This window comes from Chelativorans intermedius, from assembly GCF_025398255.1.
Lineage (GTDB): Bacteria > Pseudomonadota > Alphaproteobacteria > Rhizobiales > Rhizobiaceae > Chelativorans > Chelativorans intermedius.
Genome location: NZ_JAODNW010000023.1, coordinates 1 through 21222, shown reverse-complemented (window position 1 = coordinate 21222; position 21222 = coordinate 1). Strand labels below are relative to the sequence as shown.

Sequence of the window (21222 nt, the reverse complement as noted above, 5' to 3'; positions counted from 1 at the left end):
GCGCTGCGTCACCGCCCTTCACGATACCACATCGCGCCGAACGCCAGGAGCAGCATGCCGAGGCCCAGGAAACCCGCAAACAGCGGCACGCGGCGTACGGACTGCAGGACGCTGTCGCTGGTGGTCCTCAGGCCGATCCAGTCGCGGCCGGCGGCCGTGACGGCGCTCGCCCGCACGGGCACGATGTTGGGAATGTCGAGACCGGAGAGCCCGCTCTCCAGCCGGCGCACGCTGCCGCCCGTCGCCTCGGCCACCGGCCGCAGCACCTCCTGCGTCGATACGGTGTCGGTAAATTCGGGCGCGTTGACCGGGCCGACATGGGCCACTGTGCTCAGCGCGCCATTCTCCACCTGATAAAGGCCGATCTCCTGCGCATCCAGGATGCCGCGAAACAGGCCGGGCTGCACCGCCGTCAGCGGCACCTCGCGCGTCTCGCCCGAGGGCGCGGTCACCGTTGCCGGATCGGCTTCCTCGGCCATGGTCTGGCGGGTGATCTCCAGACGCATGCCGCGGCCAGACGCCGTCAACCGCTCCTCTTCCAGCTCCGGTTCCTTCATTAGCCAGTGGGCGATGCGGCGATAAAGCTGCACATAGGGCCCGCCGCCCTCGAAACCGCGCGCCCACAGCCAGCCATGGTCGGAAAGGAGCATCCCGACGCGCCCCTCTCCGTGGCGCGCAAGCAGCAGGAGCGGGCGTTCGTCCGGTCCGCTCATCACCACCTCGCCCTGAGGGCGGTCGATGCCGACGATGCGGAACCAGCGGCTCCACCGCGGCGGCTGGGAGCCGGAACCGTCGAGCCCGCGGGTTACGGGATGGCGATTGCCGGTCTCCGTCAACCGTGGGTGATAGCCGGTTTCCGTCACCTCGCCACTGGGAAGTGCCGGCAAGGCGGAGATGAGGGGCGTGTGGGCGATGGACTGCTCCCCGGCGAATTCCGGCCCGGCCGCGATCAGCAGCGCGCCGCCATTTTCCACATATTCGGCGATGTAGTCGTAGTAGAGGATCGGCAGCACGTCGCGGTGCTGGTAGCGGTCGAAAATGATGAGGTCGAAATCCTCGATCTTCTCCACGAAAAGCTCGCGCGTGGGAAAGGCGATGAGCGACAGCTCGTTGATCGGCGTCCCATCCTGCTTTTCCGGGGGGCGCAGAATGGTGAAGTGCACGAGATCGACGGATGCATCGGATTTCAGGAGATTGCGCCAGGTGCGCTCGCCCGAGTGCGGCTCGCCGGAGACAAGGAGGACGCGCAGATTCTCCCGAATGCCGTCCACCAGCGCGACGGCGCGGTTGTTGGTTTCCGTCAGCTCGCCTTCCTGCACCGGCGTTCTGAGCTCGACGATGTTGCGGCCGGCGCCGGGGATGGTGACTTCGAGCGCCATCTCGCGGCCGATCACCGCCTGCTCCACCAGCGCCAGCTCGCCATTGACGTATACCTCCACCTCCGCCTCGCCGCTCTCGGCCTGCGTGTCGATGATGCGATAGGTCATGTCCAGCGGCTGGCCGACAATGCCGAAGCGCGGCGCCCGCTCGAAGCGGATGCGCCGGTCGTGCTCGTCCTGCTTGCCGGTGATGAGCGCATGCAGCGGGCCGGAAAGGCCGGAGGCATCGGCCGGCGTGTCGTGCACCTGACCGTCGGTGATCATGATCGCGCCGGCCACGCGCGACGGCGGCACATCGCGCAGCGCCCCTTCCAGGGCGCTGAACAGCCTGGTGTCCGTGCGCTCGTCGGCGGTATCGCCGCGCCCGGCCTCCACCACCCGCACCTCGAACTGGTCGAAGCGTCCAAGCCGCTGCCGCAGCGCCTCCACCGCCTGCGCGGTGGTCGCGGCGCGGTCGCCGATTTCTTGGCTCTGGCTCACATCCACCACCAGGGCGACGATGCTCTTCAGCGGATCGCGCTCCTCTTCCAGAAGCACGGGGTTGAAAAGCGCCAGCGCCAGGGCCGCCAGCGCGGCAAGGCGCAGAAGCGCACCGCGCTGACCCAGAAACAGGCCGAGCCCGGCAAGACCGGCAAGCGGGACAAGCAGGGTCGCCAGAACACCCCAGGAAAACAGCGGATCGAAGCCGAGCGACCAGTTCATCATTGCCCGAGCCTTTCCAGCAGGGCCGGGATATGGACCTGGTCCGACTTGTAGTTGCCCGTCAGCATATACATCATGATGTTCACACCGGCGCGCAGCGCATAGGTGCGCTGCACGGGATCGGCCGGTACGGTGGGCAGCAGGGGCTCGCCGTTGGCATCAATGGCCCAGGCGCCTGCGAAGTCGTTGGCGGTGATCATGATGGGCGTGACGCCGTCGCCCGTGCGCACCGGCCTGTCAGCGCGGCTTTCGGCGGTGACGGAAGCCTCCACCCACAGCGCGCTGCCGTTGTAGCGGCCCGGAAACTCCGAGAGGATGTAGAACGCCTTGGTGAGCACGTGGTCCTCCGGCACGGGTTCGAGGGGCGGCACATTCAGCCCCGACAGGATGTCGCGGAGGCGCTGCGTCTCGGGGCTCACCGCGTCCGTCGCGCCGAAGCCCACCGAATACTGGTCGCGCGTGTCGAACAACACGGTGCCGCCCTGCTGCATGTAGGCGTCGATGCGGGCGATCGCCTCCTCGGAGGGCATCTCGGCGCTGGCGTCGATGGGCCAGTAGATGAGCGGATAGAAGGACAATTCATCTGTGGCGATGTCGACGCCGGCCGGCGGACCAGGCTCCAGCGCGGTCTTCTCGGCCAGGAAGCGGGACAGGCCCAGAATGCCGGCGCGGCTTACCGCATCCACCGAGGCGACGCCCGTGACCACATAGGCGATGCGGGTGGAGGAGACGGCGGCGATTGCCTCGGCATCGCCGGGTTGCGGGACGTCCTGCGCATGCGCCCGATCCGGCGCGGCAAGGCTGAGCGCCAGCATCACCCCCAGAGCGGCGGACGTGGCCGCGGTGCGGCGGCGGGGAGTGCGAGACAACACCCCGCCGAGCCAGAGAACGGCCAGCGTGTCGAGCGCCAGAAGCGCGAGGGCCGCCAGCATCAGCGCGCCCTTGAGCGGCCGGGACTCGTCGAAGGCGTAGCCCATGTCCTGCATCGCCACCGGAGATTGAGGCCGGGCGAGGACGGCAAGCTGCGCGTCCGGCGAGAGAAGATTGTGGGCCACCACCCCTTCCTCCGAGCCGTAGAGTCCCGGCGGGTTGGTGAGCGTTACCGACGCGCCGGCGCGCGGCTCCAGGGGTTCGGCCTCCGGGCCCGGAGGTGCCAGCGTGCCGGAAGCCGAGATCATGCGGTAGGGCGGCAGCCGGGCTGCCTGGTCGTCCTGCTCCGACGCCAGCGTGCCTTGATTGCGGGAAAGCTGCACGAGCCGGCGCAGCATCTCCACGAAGCTGCCCGAGATCGGCAGGTTGGACCAGGTGGCCTCGGGCGTGACATGGAACAGGATGACGCGTCCCTCGCCGCGTTCCGCGCCCGTCACCAGTGGGGTGCCGTCGGCAAGCGTGGCCCAGGTGCGCTCCACGATGTCGGCAGAAGGTTCGGCCAGCACCTGGCGGCTCACCGTGACGTCGCGCGGCGGGCCGAGATCTGAAAACGGGCCACTGGCGGGGAAGGCATCGACGGGCTGGGGCTCCGACCAGGACAGGGTACCGCCCAGCGAACGCTCGCCGGTGCGCAGGCGCACCGGCAGAAGCTCGGCATCGTGTTCCGCAGCCGCCAGCCGCGGTCCGGCAAAGCGGATCAGGGTGCCGCCGTCGTTCATCCATTCGACCAGCGCCGTGCGGGCGGAATCGGGCAGGGTGCCGACATCGGCCATGATGATGGCCGCGGGCTTCCTTTCCAGAAGCTGCGGAACGGCCTCGGTCAGCTCGGCGCTTTCCGGCTCCACCAGATCGGCATAGGGGGCGAGCGCGCGGCGAATATAATAGAGCGGGGAGAGCAGCGGCTGGGCCTGGTCCGCCTCGTGCTGGGAGAGAAGGCCGATGCGCCTGCGCCGGTCGTTCTCATCCAGCAGGCGCATTGCGCCGGCGTGGTTCTCGCCGGCGATGGCGATGGAGGCGAAGTCATTGCGCAGCTCGAAGGGAACCCGCATTTCCCCCTCGGCGCGCGTTGCTCCGGGGCCGAAGGCGATGGCGGTCTCGGCGATGCGCCGCCCGCGTTCATCCGAGGCGTACACCACCACCTGGCGGGGGCCCGTGCCGCGATCGGGGCGGATCGCCGTCACCACGAAGCGGTCGGGCTCATTGGCGCTGTCGGATAGCGCCACAATGGCGGGCTGCTGCGGCGCCACCCACAGAATCTCGGCCGGGGCGGCGGCAAACAGCCGCTCGAACGCTGCATCATCGCCCGCGCCCGCCAGCCCGTCCGCGAGGATGGCCAGAGTGGCGCCTGGCAGGCCGGCCAGGGCATCGGCCACGCGGGCATAGGCCGCAGGCCGGTTTGTGGGCACAGGGCGGGGCGCGGCGGCATTCAGCCTTTCGAGCGCCGTGCCGGCATCGAAGGGGCCGATGTCCTGCGCCGGCTGTTCCGCTGTCAGCGCCAGGATCACCGGCATGTCGCTCTGGCCGGCATCCTCGATGAGCCTCGCGGCGGTGGCGGTGCGCCGCTCCCAATCGGGCGCCGCCGCCCAGCCGTTGTCCAGCACGACGGCCAGCGCGCCGCCCTGCATGGCTGTCTTTTCGCGCGGATTGAACACGGGATCGGTGAGCGCCAGAATGACGAGGGCGGCGAGCATCAGCCTGAGCAGCGTCAGCCACCAGGGGCTTTGATGAGGCGTTTCCTCCCGCCGGAGAATGCGCGCCAGAATGGCCAGGGGCGGAAAGGTCTCCTCGCGCGGCCGCGGCGGGGTGAGCCTCAGCAGCCACCAGATGACGGGAAGCGCAAGCAGGCCCCAAAGAACCATGGGGGCGCCGAAGGAAAGGGGAAGGAAGCTCATCGGCCGACATCCATTTCCGCCGTGAGCGCCAGATGCACGCTGATGAGGGCTTCCGAGGCGAGCCGATCGGTATGGTTCACCGTATAGCTCCAGCCGAGCTTCTTGCACCAGCGCGCAAGCGTTTCGCGCCGCGCCAGATAGAGCCGGCGATAATCCTCGCCCAGCGTCTCGGCGCGGCCCGCCGTCAGCTTCTCTCCGGTTTCCGGATCGCGAAATTCCGTCCGGCCGCTATAGGGAAAGGTCTCCTCCGCCGGGTCGGCAACCTCGATCAGGTGCGCGCGCGCGCCGGCCCGCGCCAGAGGGTCGAGCCAGCGCATGGTGTCTTCCGGCGGGTCGAGAAAATCGCCGGCGACGATGAGGTCGGAAAAGCGGCGCACCACAGTCAGGTCGGGGCGGCTGCTGTCCGGTTCGTCATGGCTGAGATATTGGGCAAGCCTCTCGGCGCCGTTGCGGGCCGCGAAGGGGGCGGCAAGGCCCGGCCAGGCGATGCGCTCGCCGCTGCGCGACAGAAGCTCCCCCAGCGCCAGGATCAGCACCAGTGCCCGCGCCTCCTTGGAGGTTGCCGCGTGCCTCGAACGAAACAGCATGGAAGGCGAGCGGTCGGCCCACAGCCACACCGTATGGGCGGCCTCCCACTCCCTGTCGCGCACATAGATGTGGTCGTCGCGTGCCGAACGGCGCCAGTCGATGCGAGACAGCGCCTCGCCCTCGACATAGGGGCGGAACTGCCAGAAATTCTCGCCGATTCCGCGCCGGCGTCGCCCATGCCAGCCGGCGATCACGTTGTTGACCACGCGGCGCGCCTCCACCAGCATGTCGGGCACCAACGCGGCGCGCGTCTTGGCACGCACCAGCGCGTCCTGTGTCTCGACCGTGGTGGTGACTTCTCCAATCCGCGCCATCAGCCCCGCTTTCCCGTCACCCCAGCGCCTTGACCAGCCGGGCGATGACGTCGCGCACGCTCATGCCCTCCGCCCGTGCGGCGAAGGTGAGCGCCATGCGATGCTGCAGCACCGGCTCTGCCAGCGCGCGCACATCGTCCACCGAAGGGGCAAGACGCCCGTCATAAAGCGCGCGGGCGCGGGCGCACAGCGTCAGCGCCTGGCTGGCGCGCGGGCCCGGACCCCAGGCCACATGCCGATCCGTCTCTGGATGGCCGAGGCCGGGGCGCGCCGAGCGCACCAGTGCCAGGATGGCCTCCACCACGCTTTCGGGCACCGGCATGCGACGGATGAGCGCCTGCACCTGCTTGAGCCGCTCCGGGCCAAGCACGTTTTCGGGCTTTGCCTCTTCGGCGCCCGTGGTCTCCAGCAGAATGCGCCTTTCCGCGTCGAGTTCGGGATAGAGGATGTCCACCTGCATCAGGAAACGGTCGAGCTGGGCCTCGGGCAGCGGGTAGGTGCCTTCCTGCTCCAGCGGGTTCTGCGTGGCGAGCACGTGGAAGGGGGAGGGCAGGTCATGCCGGTGGCCGGCGACGGTGACATGATATTCCTGCATGGATTGCAGGAGGGCGGACTGGGTGCGCGGGCTTGCGCGGTTGATCTCGTCGGCCATCAGGAGCTGGGCGAAGATCGGCCCCGGGATGAAGCGGAAGCCGCGGCGGCCCGTCTCGTCCTGCTCCATCACCTCGGAGCCCAGAATGTCCGATGGCATAAGGTCCGGCGTGAACTGGATGCGCTGTGCATCAAGCCCCAGAACCACGCCAAGGGTTTCCACAAGCTTGGTCTTGGCAAGTCCCGGCACACCCACCAGAAGCGCATGCCCGCCGGCCAGCAGCGCCACCAGCGTGCGTTCCACCACCGCTTCCTGGCCGAAGATCACGCGGCCGATGCCTTCCCGCACCCGCGCGATGTCGGCGAGCGCCGCTTCGGCCTCGGCCACCATTTCCTTCTCGCCGATCCTTGCGCCGGCCTGATTTTCCCTGGCGATGATGCTCATGCGGCTGTTGTCCTTGCTTTGCCGAAATGGCCCACTCTGCGATAGATGGGACTCACAGGCAGCCACCAGGGAAGCTTAAATCAGTTCCCAAGGCTGACAAGCCGAAGAACAGTGACTATTTCGTGACCATGACTGATGCGGACCGCAACAATTCCGGCCAGCAGAAGCCGCTTTCGGAGGCTCCCGATGCCGCCGCGCTGTCTGCCCTGATTGCCCGCGCAGCCCGTGCGGGACGGGGTGTGCCGCCCGTGGAGCGATGGAATCCGCCGTTCTGCGGCGATCTCGACATGGAAATCCGGGCCGACGGCACCTGGTTCTATTTGGGCACGCCCATCGGCCGCATGCCCCTGGTGCAGCTCTTCTCCTCCGTGCTGCGCAAGGACAAGGACGGAAAGACCTATCTCGTGACGCCGGCAGAGAAGGTGGGCATCCGTGTCGAGGACGCGCCCTTCCTTGCCGTCGAGATGGCGGTGACAGGGCGGGGCGAAAGCCAGCGTCTGACCTTTCGCACCAATGTGGGCGATGTGGTCGAGGCGGGCCCCGACCATCCCATCCGCTTTGCCGACGAGGACGGCACGAGCGGCATGAAGCCCTATCTTCTGGTGCGTGGCCGGCTGGAGGCGCTGCTGGCGCGGCCGGTGACCTACGAGCTTGCCGCGCTCGGCGAGGAGCTGGAGATTGGTGGCCGGCGCATGTTTGCGGTGCGCTCGGCCGGGGCGGTGTTTCCCATCATGCCGGCACAGGAACTTAAGGCGCTGAGCGGATGAGCGCGCGCGCAACCGAAAGCTCTCTGTTCTCGGCGCAGGAATTGCGCCGCCGCGCGGCCGCGCAGGAGCTGGAAGCCAGGCCCGATCTCTATGGCGATCACCGGCTCAACCCCGACATTGCCCAGCTCCTCCTCAGAAGCCGGCTGCACGATGCGGCCGTGCTCGTGCCGGTCGTCGATCACGGGGAGGAAGGCACCGTCATCCTCACCCAGCGGTCAGCCAATCTGCGCAGCCACTCCGGCCAGATCGCGCTGCCCGGCGGGCGAATCGACGACGCGGACCCTTCGCCGGAAGCCGCCGCCCTGCGCGAGGCGCAGGAGGAGATCGGCCTCGATCCGGCGCATGTCGAAATCGTCGCCCGCATGCCGGACTACGTGACGGGCAGCGGCTATCGCATCCGTCCCGTCATCGGGGTGGTGCGTCCGGGCTTCACGCTCCGCCTCAACCCGCAGGAGGTGGAGGCGGCCTTCGAGGTGCCTCTGTCCTTTCTCATGGATCCTGCCAATCACCGGCGGGAAAGCCGCATCTGGCAGGAACGGGAACGCTTTTATTACACAATGCCTTATGGCGAACGCTTCATATGGGGAGTCACCGCTGGCATCCTCCATATGCTCTATGAAAGGCTGTATGCGCGATGAGCCCCGTGACGCTTTCGGGAGCCGGTTGGCTCGATGAACCGGGTCTGCAGGCGCTGCTTGCCGTTCTCAACGCAGATGGCGAGGAGGCGCGCATTGCCGGCGGGGCCGTGCGCAACGCGCTTCTGGGCCAGCCGGTCACCGATGTCGATATCGCCACGACCACTCCGCCGGACGAGACGACGCGGCGGGCGGAAGCGGCCGGTTTCAAGGTGGTGCCCACGGGCTATGAGCACGGCACGGTGACCGTGGTCGCCAAGGGAAAACCCTATGAGGTGACGACGCTGCGCGCCGACGTCGAGACGGACGGCCGCCGGGCGCGGGTCGTCTTCGGGCGGGACTGGGAAAGCGATGCGCAGCGCCGCGACTTCACGATCAATGGGCTCTATGCCACGGCTGACGGGACGGTGGTGGACCTGGTGGGCGGGCTCGAAGACCTGAGGGCCGGCAACCTGCGCTTCATCGGTGACGCGGAAACGCGCATCCGCGAGGATTTCCTGCGCATCCTGCGGTTCTTCCGCTTCTTTGCCTGGTATGGCGCGGGCCGGCCCGACGCGGAGGGGCTGAAGGCCTGTGCGCGTCTGAAGGAGGGGCTTGCCCGTCTTTCCGCCGAGCGGGTGTGGAGCGAGCTGAAGAAGCTGCTTTCGGCGCCCGATCCGGGGCGGGCGCTGCTGTGGATGCGCACCACCAACGTGCTGGGCATTCTGCTGCCCGAAACGGAGAAATGGGGCATTGATGCCATTCCCTCCCTCGTCGAGACCGAGCAGGCGCTCGGCTGGCGGCCCGATCCGCTGCTGCGGCTGGCAGCCATGATCCGGCCCGATGTGCAGCGGGTGAGGGGGCTTGCGTCGCGGCTGCGGCTTTCCCGCGCCGAGACGGCGGCTCTTCTCGCCTGGGCCGAGGCGCCGCTTCCCGATCCGGCATCGAGCCAGAGCGATTTCGCCAGGCTGCTCTACCGCAGCGATGCCGCAGGCATCGAGACGCGCCTGCGCCTGGCTCTGGCGGCCGCGCGCGCCAGCACGGATGAGAAGGCGCAGGGCGCGGCGGAAGGCTTCCGGCGACTGCTCGACATCCTGGCAGGCTGGGAAAGGCCGATCATGCCGGTCAAGGGCAGGGACCTGCTGGCAGGGGGCCATGCACCCGGCGCCGAACTGGGGGCCCTTCTTTCCCGGCTGGAAGATGCGTGGGTCGACTCCGGCTTCACGCTGACGCGCCAGGCACTTCTGGAGATGGCCGGCAAGCCCGCGCAGAAAAAGCGCAATTGAGCCTTGACCTCAACCAAGCTTGAGGGTGTAGCCCGGCCTCCTCGATGACGGAACGAGGAAGCCATGGGCCTGCCGCTTTTTGACAAGAAATGGATGGCGCTATCCGGCCTGGCGCAGCGCCTCGCCGCAGGCCATGGCGGCGGCGAGGGCGACATTGAGGCTGCGGGCCTCCGGCCGCATGGGGATGCGCAGCCGGCAGTCGGCCGCCGCGTGGACCTCCTCCGGCACGCCGGCGGATTCGCGCCCGAACAGCAGGATGTCGCCATCACGGAAGGAGAAGGCCGTGTAGGGCACGGCAGCGGCGGTGGTGAACAGCAGCAGCCGGTATCCCTCCCGACGTCGCCAATGTTCGAACTCCTCCCAGGAGGCGTGGCGCTGCAGGGCGGCAAGCTCCAGATAGTCCATGCCGGCGCGCTTCAGCGCCCGGTTCGACAGATCGAAGCCTGCCGGCTCGATGAGATCCACCGTAAGGCCCAGACAGGCGGCAAGACGCAGCACGGCCCCGGTGTTTCCCGGAATGTCAGGCTGGTAAAGCGCAATGCGGATGCCACGGCGGTTCATGACGCTCTCAAGTGTAGCTTTCCGGACACATCGGCGGAGAAGGGGGTGCCGGCAAGGGGGCAGCCTCTGGTCATCTCCATCCACCATAGATATAAGTGCGCGGCAATTCACTTAAACCGCTGGAGGCAGGTATGGACAATCTGGTTCTCATTTCCTTCGTCCGTATGCGGCCCGGCATTGGGCGCATGGCCTGACGGCGGTTTTCGTTCCGAAGATTCTCCCTACTTTCTAGAAGTCCAGCGAGCGAATCCGCCGGGAACCCTTTCCGGATTGAACAAGGATTCGCTTCATGTCTGCAGGAATCTCCAGGGGGCGCAAGGCGCCCGCACAATCCGTCGCCGCACTGCCACCGCAGGCTCCCGCCAAAACCCTGTCAGGAGCCTTTGCCGCCGCCCTTGGCAAGGGAGTGCAAATGCCGCATCCCCCACTGCAAGTGCCAGGGAAGGATGCCGGCACCAAGCGGCTTCCCACCGAGACCAAAGCCCGGCCGAGCGCACATTCGGGGCCGGCAATGCCCACCGTGCCGCGCAAGGGGCACCGTTGAGGGGCGAGAGACGCCATCGAGGACGATACGATGTTTAGCTGGTTCGAACGACGTTTGCCGCCCTTTCCCGCCGAGGAGCCGGGGGAGCCGCCCAGGACGCTGATTGCCTTCTGCCTGTATTTCATCCGGGGCGCGTGGGGCTATCTGACGCTGCTTGCGATTCTTACCGCCGTGATCGCGATCACCGAGGTCTGGATGTTCTCCTTCCTCGGCAACATCGTCGATTGGCTGGCCAACCGGGACCGGGAGACCTTCCTCCAGGAAGAGGGCTGGAAGCTCGCGGGGATGGCCTTCATCGTCCTCGTTTTCCTGCCGCTGACGGTGGTGCTGCATTCCCTGACCAACCATCAGGTGCTGCTCGGCAACTTTCCCATGCGCATCCGCTGGCAGGTGCACCGCTACCTGCTCAAGCAGTCTATGGCCTTCTATCAGGACGAGTTTGCCGGGCGCATCGCCACGAAGCTCATGCAGACGGCGCTTGCCGTGCGCGAATGCGTCATCAAGCTGATCGACGTCCTCAACTACGTCACGGTCTATTTCGCCGGCATGCTGGTGATCGTGGCGTCGGCCGACCTGCGGCTGGCCGCGCCGCTGGCGGCCTGGCTGGTCGGCTATGTCCTGCTGCTTCGCCATTTCGTGCCGCGGCTGGGACGCGTGGCCAAGGAACAGGCCGACGCGCGCGCGGTGATGACCGGCCGCGTTGTGGACAGCTACACCAACATCCAGACGGTGAAGCTGTTCTCCCATGCACGCCGCGAGGCCGACTATGCGCGCGAGGGCATGTCGGGCTTCCTGAAGACAGTCTACAGGCAGATGCGGCTCGTCACGGGCCTCTACGGCCTGCTCTACCTTCTCAATTCGCTGTGCCTGTTCGCCGTCGGCGGGCTGTCGATCTGGTTGTGGCTGGGCGAGATGGTGTCGATCGGCGCCGTTGCCGTGGTCATCGGCCTGGTGCTGAGATTGTGGGGCATGTCGCAGTGGATCATGTGGGAACTGACCATGCTGTTCGAGAACATCGGCACGGTGCAGGACGGCATCTCCTCCATCTCGCTGCCGCGTCTTGTCGAGGACAAGCAGGGGGCGAGGGAACTGCAGGTCACCAGGGGCGAGATCGTCTTCGATCGCATCCGCTTTCACTACGGCAAGAAGGGCGGCGTGATCGAGGACCTGTCGCTGACGATCCGCCCGGGCGAGAAGGTGGGGCTGGTGGGCCGTTCCGGTGCCGGCAAGTCGACGCTGGTCAATCTGCTGCTGCGCTTCTACGATCTTGAGGGTGGCCGCATCCTGATCGACGGCACCGACATCCGCGGGGTGAAGCAGGATTCGCTGCGCGCGCAAATCGGGGTGGTCACTCAGGATACCTCGCTGCTGCATCGCTCGGTGCGCGAAAACATTCTCTATGGCCGCCCCGATGCCAGCGAGAAGATGATGCGCGAGGCGGCTCGGCGCGCCGAGGCCCTGGACTTCATCGAGGGGCTGGCCGACATAAAGGGGCGGAAGGGTTTCGACGCGCATGTGGGCGAGCGCGGCGTCAAGCTTTCCGGCGGTCAGCGTCAGCGCATCGCCATTGCACGGGTGATGTTGAAGGACGCGCCGATCCTGATCCTGGACGAGGCGACCTCGGCTCTCGATTCGGAGGCGGAGGCCGCCATTCAGGAGAACCTGGCGGCGCTGATGGCCGGCAAGACGGTGATCGCCATCGCCCACCGGCTGTCGACCATCGCCGCCATGGACCGGCTGGTGGTGATGGACGGCGGACGCATCGTCGAGGAAGGCAGCCATGACGAGCTGATCGCTAGGGGCGGCATCTACGCCCAGCTCTGGCAGCGCCAGTCGGGCGGTTTCATCAATGTCGAACAGGCGGCGGAGGCTGCGGAGTAGAGATGAGCACGGATGAGGAACGGCCAGGGCTGAGCGAGCGCCTGTGGCGGCGCGCCGAAGGGGTGATCGACCCCTTCGGCGACACCGAGCGCGAGGTGCTGCCGACCGATGCCTTCCGCTTCATCCTTTTCTTCGCCGCCCAGGCCAAGGGGCCGTTCATCCTGCTGCTGCTGATCGGCGGCCTGGCGGGCGCGGTGGATGCCAGCCTGTATTGGGGCCTCGGCAAGCTGATCGACATTCTCGACGCCTCGACACCCGACACGCTTCTCGCCGAGCACTGGCCGGTGTTGCTGGGACTTGGCTTTCTCGTTCTCTTCGCCCGCGCGGCGGTGATGCTCGCCAATACGGTTCTTGAGGAACAGGTGATCGCGCCCTCCTTCTATCAGCGGGTGCGCTGGCAGGCCTTCCGCCGGGTGATGGACCAGCCCTACGAGTTCTACCAGAACGATTTTGCCGGCCGCATCGCCACCAAGATCATGCAGGGCGGGGAGGCGACCGGAGACTTCATCGTCTCCGCGCTGCAGACCATCTGGAGCTTCCTGACCTTCCTTTTCCTGGCCGCCACCATTCTGGCCGCGCTCGACCCGCTGCTCGGCCTCGTGCTGGGGCTGTGGTTTGCGGCGTTTCTCCTGGCCGCGCGCTACCTTCTGCCGCCCCTGCGCGAGGCCGGCAGGCGCCGCGCGGACGAGCGTTCCATCCTCAACGGGCGCATGGTCGACGCCTTTACCAACATCATGGCCGTGAAGCTGTATGACAGCGGACGGCGCGAGCACGCCTATGTGCGCGACGGCATGACGCGGCTTTTGAGGGCGGTGCGAACGCTGACGCGCGCCATTACGCGCGTGCGGGCCACCGTCTTCATCCTCAACGGCATGATGATGGCGGCGGTGGGCACGCTGGCCGTGATGAGCTGGATGAACGGCAATGCCTCCACGGGCGAGATCGCCGCCGCCATGGGGCTGGTCTTCCGGCTCAACCAGATGTCGGGCTACATGATGTTCTCCGTCAACGGGCTGATCCGCGCCTATGCCACCGTGCAGGACGCCACGGGCGTGATCTCGCGCCGCCCGGCCATCCGCGACGCGGCGGACGCGCGGGTGATGGATACGGCCAGGGGCGACATCCGCTTCGAAAACGTGTCGTTCCACTACGGCAAGGATGGCGGCGTGCTGGACGGCCTCAACCTGCACATCCGGCCCGGCGAGCGGGTGGCGCTGGTCGGGCCCTCCGGCGCCGGCAAGACGACCGTCGTCAACCTGCTGCTGCGGCTTTTCGATGTGGAGGGCGGGCGCATCCTGCTCGACGGGCAGGACATCCGCAGGATCACCCAGGCTTCGCTGCGCGCCCAGTTCGGCGTCGTCAGCCAGGAGCCGATGCTGATGCACCGCTCCATCCGCGACAACATCGCCTATGGCAGGCCCGGCGCCAGCGAGGCGGAAATCGTGGCGGCCGCCCGGCGGGCCTCCGCGCATGACTTCATCCTCGGCGTGACGGATCCGAAGGGCAGAAGAGGCTATGACGCGCATGTGGGCGAGCGCGGGGTGAAGCTTTCCGGCGGCCAGCGCCAGCGCATCGCCATCGCCCGCATGATGCTGAAGAACGCGCCGATCCTCATCCTCGACGAGGCGACCTCGGCGCTCGATTCGGAGATCGAGGCGGCCATTCAGGAAAACCTCGCCACGCTGATGGAAGGCAAGACCGTGGTGGCCATTGCCCATCGCCTCTCCACCATCGCCGCGCTCGACCGCGTGATCGTGCTGGACAACGGTGCCGTCGTGGAGGAGGGCAGCCACGAGGCGCTGGTGGCCCGTGGCGGCCTCTACGCCCAGCTCTGGAAGCGCCAGTCGGGCGGTTTCCTGGGCGGAAGGCTGGCGGCGGAGTAGGCTGCCGTCAGCAGCGGCAGGCATGCGTGCCACGCAACGGCAGGTCGGCCTGTTCGCGCGGGCTCATCGCCGCAATGTCGGGATGCAGCAGCGGATCGCGGCACCACGGCTCCTGCTCGCGCGTGTGGTCCTCGACCGCCTCAAGCTGCTGCCCGCGGCGGCGCAGGGTGGTGGTCAATCTCAAGAAAATCTGTACCATTTCTTCGTTCTCCGAGCTGTATAACCGCAATTTTCCCCTCTTTGCGGCAGTCTTCAATGGAGATTGCCTGCGCTTTGATATAGAAAAACTATATGAGAAACCTGAATCGCGTCCATCTCAACGCCCTGCGCGCCGTCGAGGCGGTTCTGCGGTTGGGCTCCCTGGCAGCCGCTGCGGAAGAACTCGGTGTCTCGGTGGGAGCGGTGAGCCAGCATGTGTTGCGCTGCGAGCGCCAGCTTGGCCAGGCCGTGTTCGAGCGCACCCGGAAGGGGCTGGTGCCGACGGCCTTCGGACGGCGGATTGCCGGCTGGTTGAGCGAGGGCTTCGGCCGGCTGGATGAGGCGGTGGCGCTGTCGCGCCGCCATGCCGATACGGTGCTGACCATCTCCGCCGCGCCCGTCCTCGCGGCAAAATGGCTTGTTCCGCGGCTTTCGCGCTTCTCCGCACGGCATCCCGAGTTGCGTCTGAGGCTCGACGCTTCCGTCGCGCTCGTCAATCCCGACGCTTCGGACATCGACCTGGCGTTTCGCGTGGGAAAGGGGGGCTGGCCGGGGGTGAGGGCGGAGCGGGTCCTGGATCTGGCGGTCTTTCCCGTCTGCGCGCCGGCGCTCTGCGAGCGCCTGAAGACGCCGCGCGACCTGCTCCGCGCGCCGATCGTGCGCGATGCCAATTCCAACCTGAGCTGGGATCTGTGGCTTGCATCGCACGGCATGAGCGAGAACGACCTGCCCGAAGGCGACAGCTTCACCGATGCGGCGCTCGCCCTCGATGCGGCCATCGCCGGGCAGGGGGTGCTGCTCGCCTGGCCGTTTCTTGCCCACGATGCCCTGTCGGCCGGGCTGCTCGTGCGGCCCTTCCGGGAGCTGGCGGAAACCGCGTTCAGCTATTGGATGGTGACATCGCAGAACCGGCCCGAGCCGCAAAAGGTAAAGGATTTCAAGGCCTGGATCCGGGAAGAGACTGCCGATATCGCAGCGCAGTACAAATTGTGACCATGCAGATCCCGTCCGCATTCGGCCAGCCTGCCCAAATGTGCTATAGTGTGTGCATGGCCAACGCGCAAAACGAAGGAGGAACGACAATGAAGGAATTTCATTGCGGATCGCTTGTCCCCGGGTGCGAATGGCACACGCGGCATGAGGAGGAGGCGGAGGTTATCCGCCGCGCGGTGGCGCATCTGCGCGAGGTGCATGGCGAGACGATCATCCGCGAGAGCATGGTGGAGGCCATCCGCTCGCGCATCACGCAGGCCCGGAACGCGGCGTAGCGCCGCGTTCTCTCCTGTACATTCGACCGGGCGAGTGGGGCGAGGCCGGGAACGTCGCGGCGGACGCTTCAGTCGGCGCTCGGCAGGCGGCGCATGGTGAACTCGATGATGTCGCCGGGGCGCTCGCACCAGCTTTCGATTTCCGTCCAGTAAGCCTGCTTGGGCCAGCGCTCCAGCCACTCGCGCGCCTTGGCGCGCGCCTGTTCACGCGGCAGAGAGAAGGTCTCGCGCAAAAAGCCGTCGCGCGGCAGGCGATGGCCGCTGGCGCGCTTCTTGTCGAGGGCACGCTTCAGGCCCTCGAGGGGAGGCTTGGCGGGCACACGCACGAAAGAACTCCTTGACCCGTTGGAAAGGAAGATTAGGGATCGCAGACGAAAAATGCGAGTCCTTTGTCTGCCGCTGCCACGAGGAACCCGATGGACAAACCCGACATACCGGCCGGATTGCCCGAGGACATCGAAGACAAGAAGGCGGCGGCGATGGCATGGTTCGAGGAGCTGCGAGACCGCATCTGTGCCGCCTTCGAGGCTCTGGAGGAGGCGCTGGAGGGGCCGCTTGCGGAGCGCGCGCCGGGCCGCTTCGAGCGCACGCCGTGGCAGCGCGAGGAAGGCCGGGGCGGCGGCGGCGTCATGTCGATGTTGCGCGGGCGCGTGTTCGAGAAGGTGGGCGTGCATACCTCGACCGTCCATGGCGAGTTTTCGCCCGAGTTCCGCCGGCAGATTCCCGGCGCGGAAGACGATCCGCGCTTCTGGGCGTCCGGCATCTCGCTCATCGCCCATCCGCAGAACCCGCATGTGCCGGCCGTGCACATGAACACGCGCATGGTCGTCACCACACGCCAGTGGTTCGGCGGCGGCGCCGACCTGACGCCGATGCTCGATCGCCGACGCACCCGCGAGGACCCCGATTCGATCGCTTTCCACGAAGCGATGCGCAGCGTGTGCGAGCGGCATGCCGCGGTCGCCGACCACCGGCATTTCAAGCGTTGGTGCGACGAGTATTTCTTCCTGCCCCACCGGGGAGAGCCGCGCGGCATTGGCGGCATCTTCTACGACTGGCTGAAAAGCCCCGAGGAGAAGGGCGGCTGGCAGGCCGATTTCGCGTTCACCAAGGATGTCGGCCTTGCCTTTCTCGACATCTATGAGCAGCTCGTGCGACGCAACTTCAACACGCCCTGGAGCGAGCAGGAACGGGAAGAACAGCTCGTCCGCCGCGGGCGATATGTGGAATTCAACCTGCTCTATGACCGTGGCACGATCTTCGGGCTGAAGACCGGCGGCAACGTGCACTCCATCCTTTCCAGCATGCCGCCGGTGGTGAAGTGGCCGTGAGCGGCCTGTCGTCGGGCAATCCCGAACGCTTCTGCGGCTCCCCGCGGAGCTGCCGTGGCGGTTGATCGCCCCTGCCGGGGCGGGCACAATAGGGCTGCCTCGGGATGGCACGAGACGAGACATGTTGCGGGAGGCATCCATGACGCATGGTCCGGCCGATTCCGGAGGCTCCGTCAGGCCGCGCACCGGGATTGCCACGCTCGATCATGAACTGGCCGAGGAGATGGCGGTGGCCCTGGGCCGTGCCGGCCGGCGCGCCGAGGAGACCCTTGCCAGACTGGCCGCGCATCAGGAGAGGGGCGGGGAGCGCAATGCCCTGCTCGCGGAGGCGGCGGAAGCCGTCTATGCCTATTTCATCCAGCGCGAGCTGTGCGGCCTGAAACGCCACGAAGAGGTGGTGCGCCAGCTTGCCATTCCGCGCGCCGTGCTCGCTCGGCTCGGCGCGCGATAGGGGACGGTGCTCCGCGAAGGGCGTGGAAAGCCTGCCCGTTTCCTTGCATTTGCCGCAATTGGCGGCCATGCGGGGGTCATGTCGATGCGAATCTGCCAGCTTCTGCCCAGGGTGCCCCGGAAGACGCATGTCTTTGCCCGGGATGGGTTGACGACGGCCTGAGACAACAGCGCCCGCTCCATTCCGGGTCTCCCAAGCAAATCCTGAAAGCCAGCTTTGCCAATGCGCCTGCGCGCGGGGAGTACGATCCGTGTCTGCTCATTTCATGTCATTCGTTTGCGATCATTGCAGTCGCAGTGTGCCGCGGGCGGCCGTCCGCTGTCCGTGGTGTTTCAGGCCCGTCCATTCGTTCGGGGACAACCGGCGCGCCTGGAATCATCGGCCGCACCCGCTTCAGCCCAAGGAGGTTCGGGATCATCCGCCGAGCCTGAGATACCGAGGGGAAACGGCGTGAGGCCGATCGTTCCGGTGCGGTCTCTTCTTGGGGCGCGATGAAGGCGTCCGCACCGGGTTTGTTCCGCCGCGCCGGCGGCACCCGGCCTGCGCTGCTGGCCGAACATGTTTCTCCCGATCGCTCAGGAGGATGTTTTCCCGCGACAATCTGCCATCTCGCCCTTCGGGCGTCTGGACAAGTCAAGTCGTCGCGCATAGAAACCATCGCCAATTGCCGGGGGAACGGCCAGCCCGTCGTGGCGAATCCGACGGGCAGGCGGAACCGCCGACATGCCTTCTTCCGGCAGTATCAAGGTGAAAGGACCGCAGTCCCGTGAGCGCAACCGATTCGACCGAACATACCCGCCGCGATTTCCTCTACGTGGCCACGGCCACGGCCGGCGCCGTGGGCGCCGCCGCTGCCGCCTGGCCGTTCATCGACCAGATGCGCCCCGATGCCTCCACGCGCGCATTGGCCTCCATCCAGGTGGACGTCTCCGGCGTCGAGCCCGGCATGTCGCTGACGGTGAAATGGCGTGGCCAGCCGGTCTTCATCCGCAATCGCACCGAAGCCGAGATCGAGGCCGCCAGGGAGGTTCCCCTGTCGGAGCTCAAGGACCCAGTGGCGCGCAACGCCAACCTGCCTGCCGACGCACCGGCCACCGACATCGACCGTTCGGCCGGCGAAGGCAAGGAGAACTGGCTGGTGATGATCGGCGTGTGCACGCATCTGGGCTGCGTGCCGCTTGGCGAGGCTGGCGATTTCGGCGGCTGGTTCTGCCCCTGCCACGGCTCGCACTACGATACGGCAGGGCGCATCCGCAAGGGACCGGCGCCGGAGAACCTGCCCGTCCCGACCTTCGAATTCATCTCCGACACGGTCATCCAGATCGGGTAGGCAAGGGAGCGCATTCTTCATGAGCGGTGGACACTCGACCTATACCCCAAAGACGGGCCTCGGGCGCTGGATGGACGCGCGCCTGCCGCTGCCGCGTCTGGTCTACGATTCCTTCGTCGCCTATCCGGTGCCGCGCAACCTGAACTACGCCTACACCTTCGGCGGCATCCTCAGCATGATGCTGGCGGTGCAGATCCTCACCGGCGTGGTGCTTGCGATGCACTATGCGGCCAACACGGAGATCGCCTTCGGTTCGGTCGAGAAGATCATGCGCGACGTCAACTCCGGCTGGCTCCTGCGCTATCTGCACGCCAACGGTGCATCCTTCTTCTTCATCGCCGTCTATGTGCACATCTTCCGCGGCCTCTATTACGGCTCCTACAAGGCGCCGCGCGAGCTCCTGTGGATTCTGGGCTGCATCATCTATCTCCTCATGATGGCCACCGCCTTCATGGGATACGTGCTTCCCTGGGGGCAGATGAGCTTCTGGGGCGCCACGGTGATCACCGGCTTCTTCACAGCCATTCCGCTTGTCGGCGACTGGATCCAGCAGCTCCTTCTCGGCGGCTTCGCGGTGGACAATCCCACGCTCAACCGCTTCTTCTCGCTGCACTATCTTCTGCCCTTCATGATTGCGGGCGTCGTGGTGCTGCACATCTGGGCGCTGCACGTGACGGGGCAGACCAACCCGACGGGCATCGAGGTCAAGCAGAAGACGGATACCGTGCCTTTCACCCCGTATGCGACCATCAAGGACGGCTTTGCCATGGTCGTCTTCCTGCTGGTGTTCGCCTATTTCGTCTTCTACATTCCCAACTATCTCGGCCATCCGGACAACTATATCGAGGCGGATCCGCTCAAGACGCCTGCCCACATCGTGCCCGAATGGTACTTCCTGCCATTCTACGCGATGTTGCGGGCCATCACCTTCAACATCGGGCCGATCGATTCCAAGCTCGGCGGCGTGCTGGTGATGTTCGGCTCCATCGCGCTTCTGTTCCTGGCGCCGTGGCTCGACACCTCGAAGGTGCGCTCCGCCGCCTACAGGCCCTGGTACAAGCTGTTCTTCTGGCTGTTCGTGGCCGACGCCATCTTCCTGGGCTGGCTGGGCTCCCGTCCTGCGGAGGGGATCTACGTTGCGATGGCGCAGGCCGGCACGCTCTACTACTACGCGTTCTTCCTCGTCGTCATGCCCGTGCTCGGGCTCATCGAGACGCCGCGCCGGCTGCCGAACTCGATCACCGAGGCGGTTCTCGAGAAGAAGCAGGCCGGCGCGCCGGCCACCGCCAGAGAGGCGTAAGCGGGCGAATGCGCAAGGGGATTTTCAACATGAAGATGTTTTTCCATGGGCTGGCTGCGCTCGGTCTCGGTGTTGCTTTCGCCACCGCGGCACCGGCGGCGGAGTATCCGCTGAAGAAGCCGCAGGAGCTGGAATGGAGCTTCGCCGGTCCCTTCGGCACGTATGACAAGGGCCAGCTCCAGCGCGGCTTCAAGGTCTATCGCGAAGTCTGCTCCTCCTGCCACGGGCTCAGCCGCGTCGCCTTCCGCAATCTCGAGGCGTTGGGCTATACGGACGAGCAGGTGCGCGCCATCGCCGCCGAGTACGAGATCGAGGACGGACCGGACGAGAATGGCGACATGTTCACCCGTCCCGGCAAGCCCTCGGACTATTTCCCCGATCCTTTCGCCAATCCTCAGCAGGCCGCGGCATCCAACAACGGCGCCGTGCCGCCCGATTTCTCGCTGCTTGCCAAGGCGCGCGCGGTGGAGCGTGGCTTTCCCACTTTCCTCTTCGACATCTTCACCCAGTATGCCGAGGGAGGCGTGGACTACATCCATGCGCTTCTGACGGGCTATGGCGAGGCGCCGGAGGGGCACGAGGTTCCCGAGGGAACCTATTACAATCCCTACTTCGTCAGCGCTGCATCGCTGGCGATGGCGCCACCCCTTTCCGACGGAATGGTAACCTATGACGATGGCAGCCCGGAGACGGTCGATCAGTATGCGCGCGATGTCGCAGCCTTCATGATGTGGGCCGCCGAGCCGCACCTCGAGGCGCGCAAGGCCACGGGCTTCACCGTGATGGTCTTCCTCGTCCTGTTCGGCGGGCTTGTGTATCTCACCAAGCGCAAGGTGTGGTCAGCGGTTCACTGAACGGGCTGTCCCATGCGAAAAGAGCGGGCGCCTTCGGGCGCCCTCAGACCGCTGACAAACCCCGTCATTTTCGGCGGGGTTTTGTTTTATGGGTTTGTTGGGGTTTGGGATTT

Annotated in this window: 19 protein-coding genes; 12 read left to right on the top strand and 7 right to left on the bottom strand. The window is 66.6% G+C overall.

Annotation, left to right across the window (positions count from 1 at the left end):
- Positions 1 to 8 precede the first annotated feature (8 nt).
- The 4 genes from NYR58_RS16380 to NYR58_RS16365 are packed head-to-tail and all read right to left on the bottom strand — an operon-like array spanning position 9 to position 6841.
- Complete coding sequence (locus NYR58_RS16380) at positions 9 to 2081, bottom strand: hypothetical protein (RefSeq protein WP_261522262.1); 2073 nt, start codon at positions 2079 to 2081, stop codon at positions 9 to 11.
- Complete coding sequence (locus NYR58_RS16375; RefSeq protein ID WP_261522194.1) at positions 2081 to 4903, bottom strand: DUF4159 domain-containing protein; 2823 nt, start codon at positions 4901 to 4903, stop codon at positions 2081 to 2083. Before NYR58_RS16375 ends, NYR58_RS16380 begins: the two co-directional genes overlap by 1 nt.
- A complete protein-coding gene (locus tag NYR58_RS16370) occupies positions 4900 to 5805 on the bottom strand; it encodes a DUF58 domain-containing protein (protein ID WP_261522193.1) in 906 nt (301 codons plus the stop codon). The genes NYR58_RS16375 and NYR58_RS16370 overlap by 4 nt, the downstream gene beginning before the upstream one ends.
- Before the next feature lie 16 nt (positions 5806 to 5821).
- Positions 5822 to 6841: an AAA family ATPase gene (locus NYR58_RS16365; protein ID WP_261522192.1), complete on the bottom strand. Its 1020-nt coding sequence runs from the start codon at positions 6839 to 6841 to the stop codon at positions 5822 to 5824.
- 128 nt (positions 6842 to 6969) lie between these two features.
- On the opposite strand from NYR58_RS16365, the gene NYR58_RS16360 reads away from it, so the two are divergent.
- The 3 genes from NYR58_RS16360 to NYR58_RS16350 are packed head-to-tail and all read left to right on the top strand — an operon-like array spanning position 6970 to position 9508.
- Entirely contained in the window at positions 6970 to 7608 is a 639-nt protein-coding gene (locus NYR58_RS16360) for a DUF1285 domain-containing protein (protein WP_261522260.1), read from the top strand.
- Positions 7605 to 8246: a CoA pyrophosphatase gene (locus NYR58_RS16355; RefSeq protein WP_261522191.1), complete on the top strand. Its 642-nt coding sequence runs from the start codon at positions 7605 to 7607 to the stop codon at positions 8244 to 8246. The genes NYR58_RS16360 and NYR58_RS16355 overlap by 4 nt, the downstream gene beginning before the upstream one ends.
- Positions 8243 to 9508 (top strand): CCA tRNA nucleotidyltransferase, encoded by a 1266-nt coding sequence (locus NYR58_RS16350; protein WP_261522190.1) that lies wholly within the window; start codon positions 8243 to 8245, stop codon positions 9506 to 9508. Before NYR58_RS16355 ends, NYR58_RS16350 begins: the two co-directional genes overlap by 4 nt.
- Positions 9509 to 9607: 99 nt before the next feature.
- On the opposite strand, the gene NYR58_RS16345 is transcribed toward NYR58_RS16350, so the two are convergent.
- Entirely contained in the window at positions 9608 to 10069 is a 462-nt protein-coding gene (locus NYR58_RS16345) for a tRNA (cytidine(34)-2'-O)-methyltransferase (RefSeq protein WP_261522189.1), read from the bottom strand.
- Between the two features lie 574 nt (positions 10070 to 10643).
- On the opposite strand from NYR58_RS16345, the gene NYR58_RS16340 reads away from it, so the two are divergent.
- Both NYR58_RS16340 and NYR58_RS16335 read left to right on the top strand, forming a co-directional pair.
- The gene (locus tag NYR58_RS16340) at positions 10644 to 12494 is read left to right on the top strand and encodes an ABC transporter ATP-binding protein (RefSeq protein WP_261522188.1); all 1851 of its coding nucleotides are present in this window, start codon (positions 10644 to 10646) and stop codon (positions 12492 to 12494) included.
- A 2-nt stretch (positions 12495 to 12496) separates the two neighbouring features.
- Complete coding sequence (locus NYR58_RS16335) at positions 12497 to 14377, top strand: ABC transporter ATP-binding protein (protein ID WP_261522187.1); 1881 nt, start codon at positions 12497 to 12499, stop codon at positions 14375 to 14377.
- Between the two features lie 7 nt (positions 14378 to 14384).
- On the opposite strand, the gene NYR58_RS16330 is transcribed toward NYR58_RS16335, so the two are convergent.
- Positions 14385 to 14576, bottom strand: a complete 192-nt coding sequence (locus tag NYR58_RS16330) for a hypothetical protein (protein WP_261522186.1) — start codon at positions 14574 to 14576, stop codon at positions 14385 to 14387.
- Positions 14577 to 14668: 92 nt separating this feature from the next.
- Here NYR58_RS16330 and NYR58_RS16325 point away from each other — a divergent pair, with 92 nt between their 5' ends.
- Both NYR58_RS16325 and NYR58_RS16320 read left to right on the top strand, forming a co-directional pair.
- On the top strand, positions 14669 to 15568 hold the full coding sequence (locus NYR58_RS16325; protein ID WP_261522185.1) for a LysR substrate-binding domain-containing protein: 900 nt from the start codon (positions 14669 to 14671) through the stop codon (positions 15566 to 15568).
- A gap of 89 nt (positions 15569 to 15657) precedes the next feature.
- Positions 15658 to 15843, top strand: coding sequence for a DUF1059 domain-containing protein (locus NYR58_RS16320; protein ID WP_261522184.1), 186 nt, complete (start codon positions 15658 to 15660; stop codon positions 15841 to 15843).
- 68 nt (positions 15844 to 15911) lie between these two features.
- Here the strand turns inward: NYR58_RS16320 and NYR58_RS16315 are convergent, their stop codons facing one another.
- Entirely contained in the window at positions 15912 to 16169 is a 258-nt protein-coding gene (locus NYR58_RS16315; RefSeq protein ID WP_261522183.1) for a hypothetical protein, read from the bottom strand.
- A 90-nt stretch (positions 16170 to 16259) separates the two neighbouring features.
- On the opposite strand from NYR58_RS16315, the gene hemF reads away from it, so the two are divergent.
- The 5 genes from hemF to NYR58_RS16290 all read left to right on the top strand — a co-directional run bounded on the left by hemF (position 16260) and on the right by NYR58_RS16290 (position 21109).
- Complete coding sequence (hemF, locus tag NYR58_RS16310; protein WP_261522182.1) at positions 16260 to 17174, top strand: oxygen-dependent coproporphyrinogen oxidase; 915 nt, start codon at positions 16260 to 16262, stop codon at positions 17172 to 17174.
- Positions 17175 to 17313: 139 nt separating this feature from the next.
- Complete coding sequence (locus NYR58_RS16305; RefSeq protein ID WP_261522181.1) at positions 17314 to 17625, top strand: DUF6665 family protein; 312 nt, start codon at positions 17314 to 17316, stop codon at positions 17623 to 17625.
- A gap of 766 nt (positions 17626 to 18391) precedes the next feature.
- Complete coding sequence (petA, locus tag NYR58_RS16300; protein ID WP_261522180.1) at positions 18392 to 18955, top strand: ubiquinol-cytochrome c reductase iron-sulfur subunit; 564 nt, start codon at positions 18392 to 18394, stop codon at positions 18953 to 18955.
- 19 nt (positions 18956 to 18974) lie between these two features.
- Complete coding sequence (locus NYR58_RS16295; RefSeq protein ID WP_261522179.1) at positions 18975 to 20255, top strand: cytochrome b; 1281 nt, start codon at positions 18975 to 18977, stop codon at positions 20253 to 20255.
- Positions 20256 to 20284: 29 nt separating this feature from the next.
- Positions 20285 to 21109 carry a cytochrome c1 gene (locus tag NYR58_RS16290; RefSeq protein ID WP_261522178.1) on the top strand — a complete coding sequence of 275 codons (825 nt, stop codon included), beginning with the start codon at positions 20285 to 20287 and terminating at the stop codon, positions 21107 to 21109.
- The last annotated feature ends 113 nt before the right edge of the window (positions 21110 to 21222 follow it).

What these genes read in the sequence shown, in the direction of transcription:
- NYR58_RS16365 (WP_261522192.1), bottom strand. Translation starts at nt 6,841, where the DNA reads ATGAGCATCATCGCCAGGGAAAATCAGGCCGGCGCAAGGATCGGCGAG.
- hemF (WP_261522182.1), top strand. Translation starts at nt 16,260, where the DNA reads ATGGACAAACCCGACATACCGGCCGGATTGCCCGAGGACATCGAAGAC.
- NYR58_RS16350 (WP_261522190.1), top strand. Translation starts at nt 8,243, where the DNA reads ATGAGCCCCGTGACGCTTTCGGGAGCCGGTTGGCTCGATGAACCGGGT.
- NYR58_RS16330 (WP_261522186.1), bottom strand. Translation starts at nt 14,576, where the DNA reads ATGGTACAGATTTTCTTGAGATTGACCACCACCCTGCGCCGCCGCGGG.
- NYR58_RS16380 (WP_261522262.1), bottom strand. Translation starts at nt 2,081, where the DNA reads ATGAACTGGTCGCTCGGCTTCGATCCGCTGTTTTCCTGGGGTGTTCTG.
- NYR58_RS16295 (WP_261522179.1), top strand. Translation starts at nt 18,975, where the DNA reads ATGAGCGGTGGACACTCGACCTATACCCCAAAGACGGGCCTCGGGCGC.
- NYR58_RS16305 (WP_261522181.1), top strand. Translation starts at nt 17,314, where the DNA reads ATGACGCATGGTCCGGCCGATTCCGGAGGCTCCGTCAGGCCGCGCACC.
- NYR58_RS16360 (WP_261522260.1), top strand. Translation starts at nt 6,970, where the DNA reads ATGACTGATGCGGACCGCAACAATTCCGGCCAGCAGAAGCCGCTTTCG.
- NYR58_RS16335 (WP_261522187.1), top strand. Translation starts at nt 12,497, where the DNA reads ATGAGCACGGATGAGGAACGGCCAGGGCTGAGCGAGCGCCTGTGGCGG.
- NYR58_RS16355 (WP_261522191.1), top strand. Translation starts at nt 7,605, where the DNA reads ATGAGCGCGCGCGCAACCGAAAGCTCTCTGTTCTCGGCGCAGGAATTG.
- NYR58_RS16325 (WP_261522185.1), top strand. Translation starts at nt 14,669, where the DNA reads ATGAGAAACCTGAATCGCGTCCATCTCAACGCCCTGCGCGCCGTCGAG.
- NYR58_RS16290 (WP_261522178.1), top strand. Translation starts at nt 20,285, where the DNA reads ATGAAGATGTTTTTCCATGGGCTGGCTGCGCTCGGTCTCGGTGTTGCT.
- NYR58_RS16375 (WP_261522194.1), bottom strand. Translation starts at nt 4,903, where the DNA reads ATGAGCTTCCTTCCCCTTTCCTTCGGCGCCCCCATGGTTCTTTGGGGC.
- NYR58_RS16370 (WP_261522193.1), bottom strand. Translation starts at nt 5,805, where the DNA reads ATGGCGCGGATTGGAGAAGTCACCACCACGGTCGAGACACAGGACGCG.
- NYR58_RS16340 (WP_261522188.1), top strand. Translation starts at nt 10,644, where the DNA reads ATGTTTAGCTGGTTCGAACGACGTTTGCCGCCCTTTCCCGCCGAGGAG.
- NYR58_RS16320 (WP_261522184.1), top strand. Translation starts at nt 15,658, where the DNA reads ATGAAGGAATTTCATTGCGGATCGCTTGTCCCCGGGTGCGAATGGCAC.
- NYR58_RS16345 (WP_261522189.1), bottom strand. Translation starts at nt 10,069, where the DNA reads ATGAACCGCCGTGGCATCCGCATTGCGCTTTACCAGCCTGACATTCCG.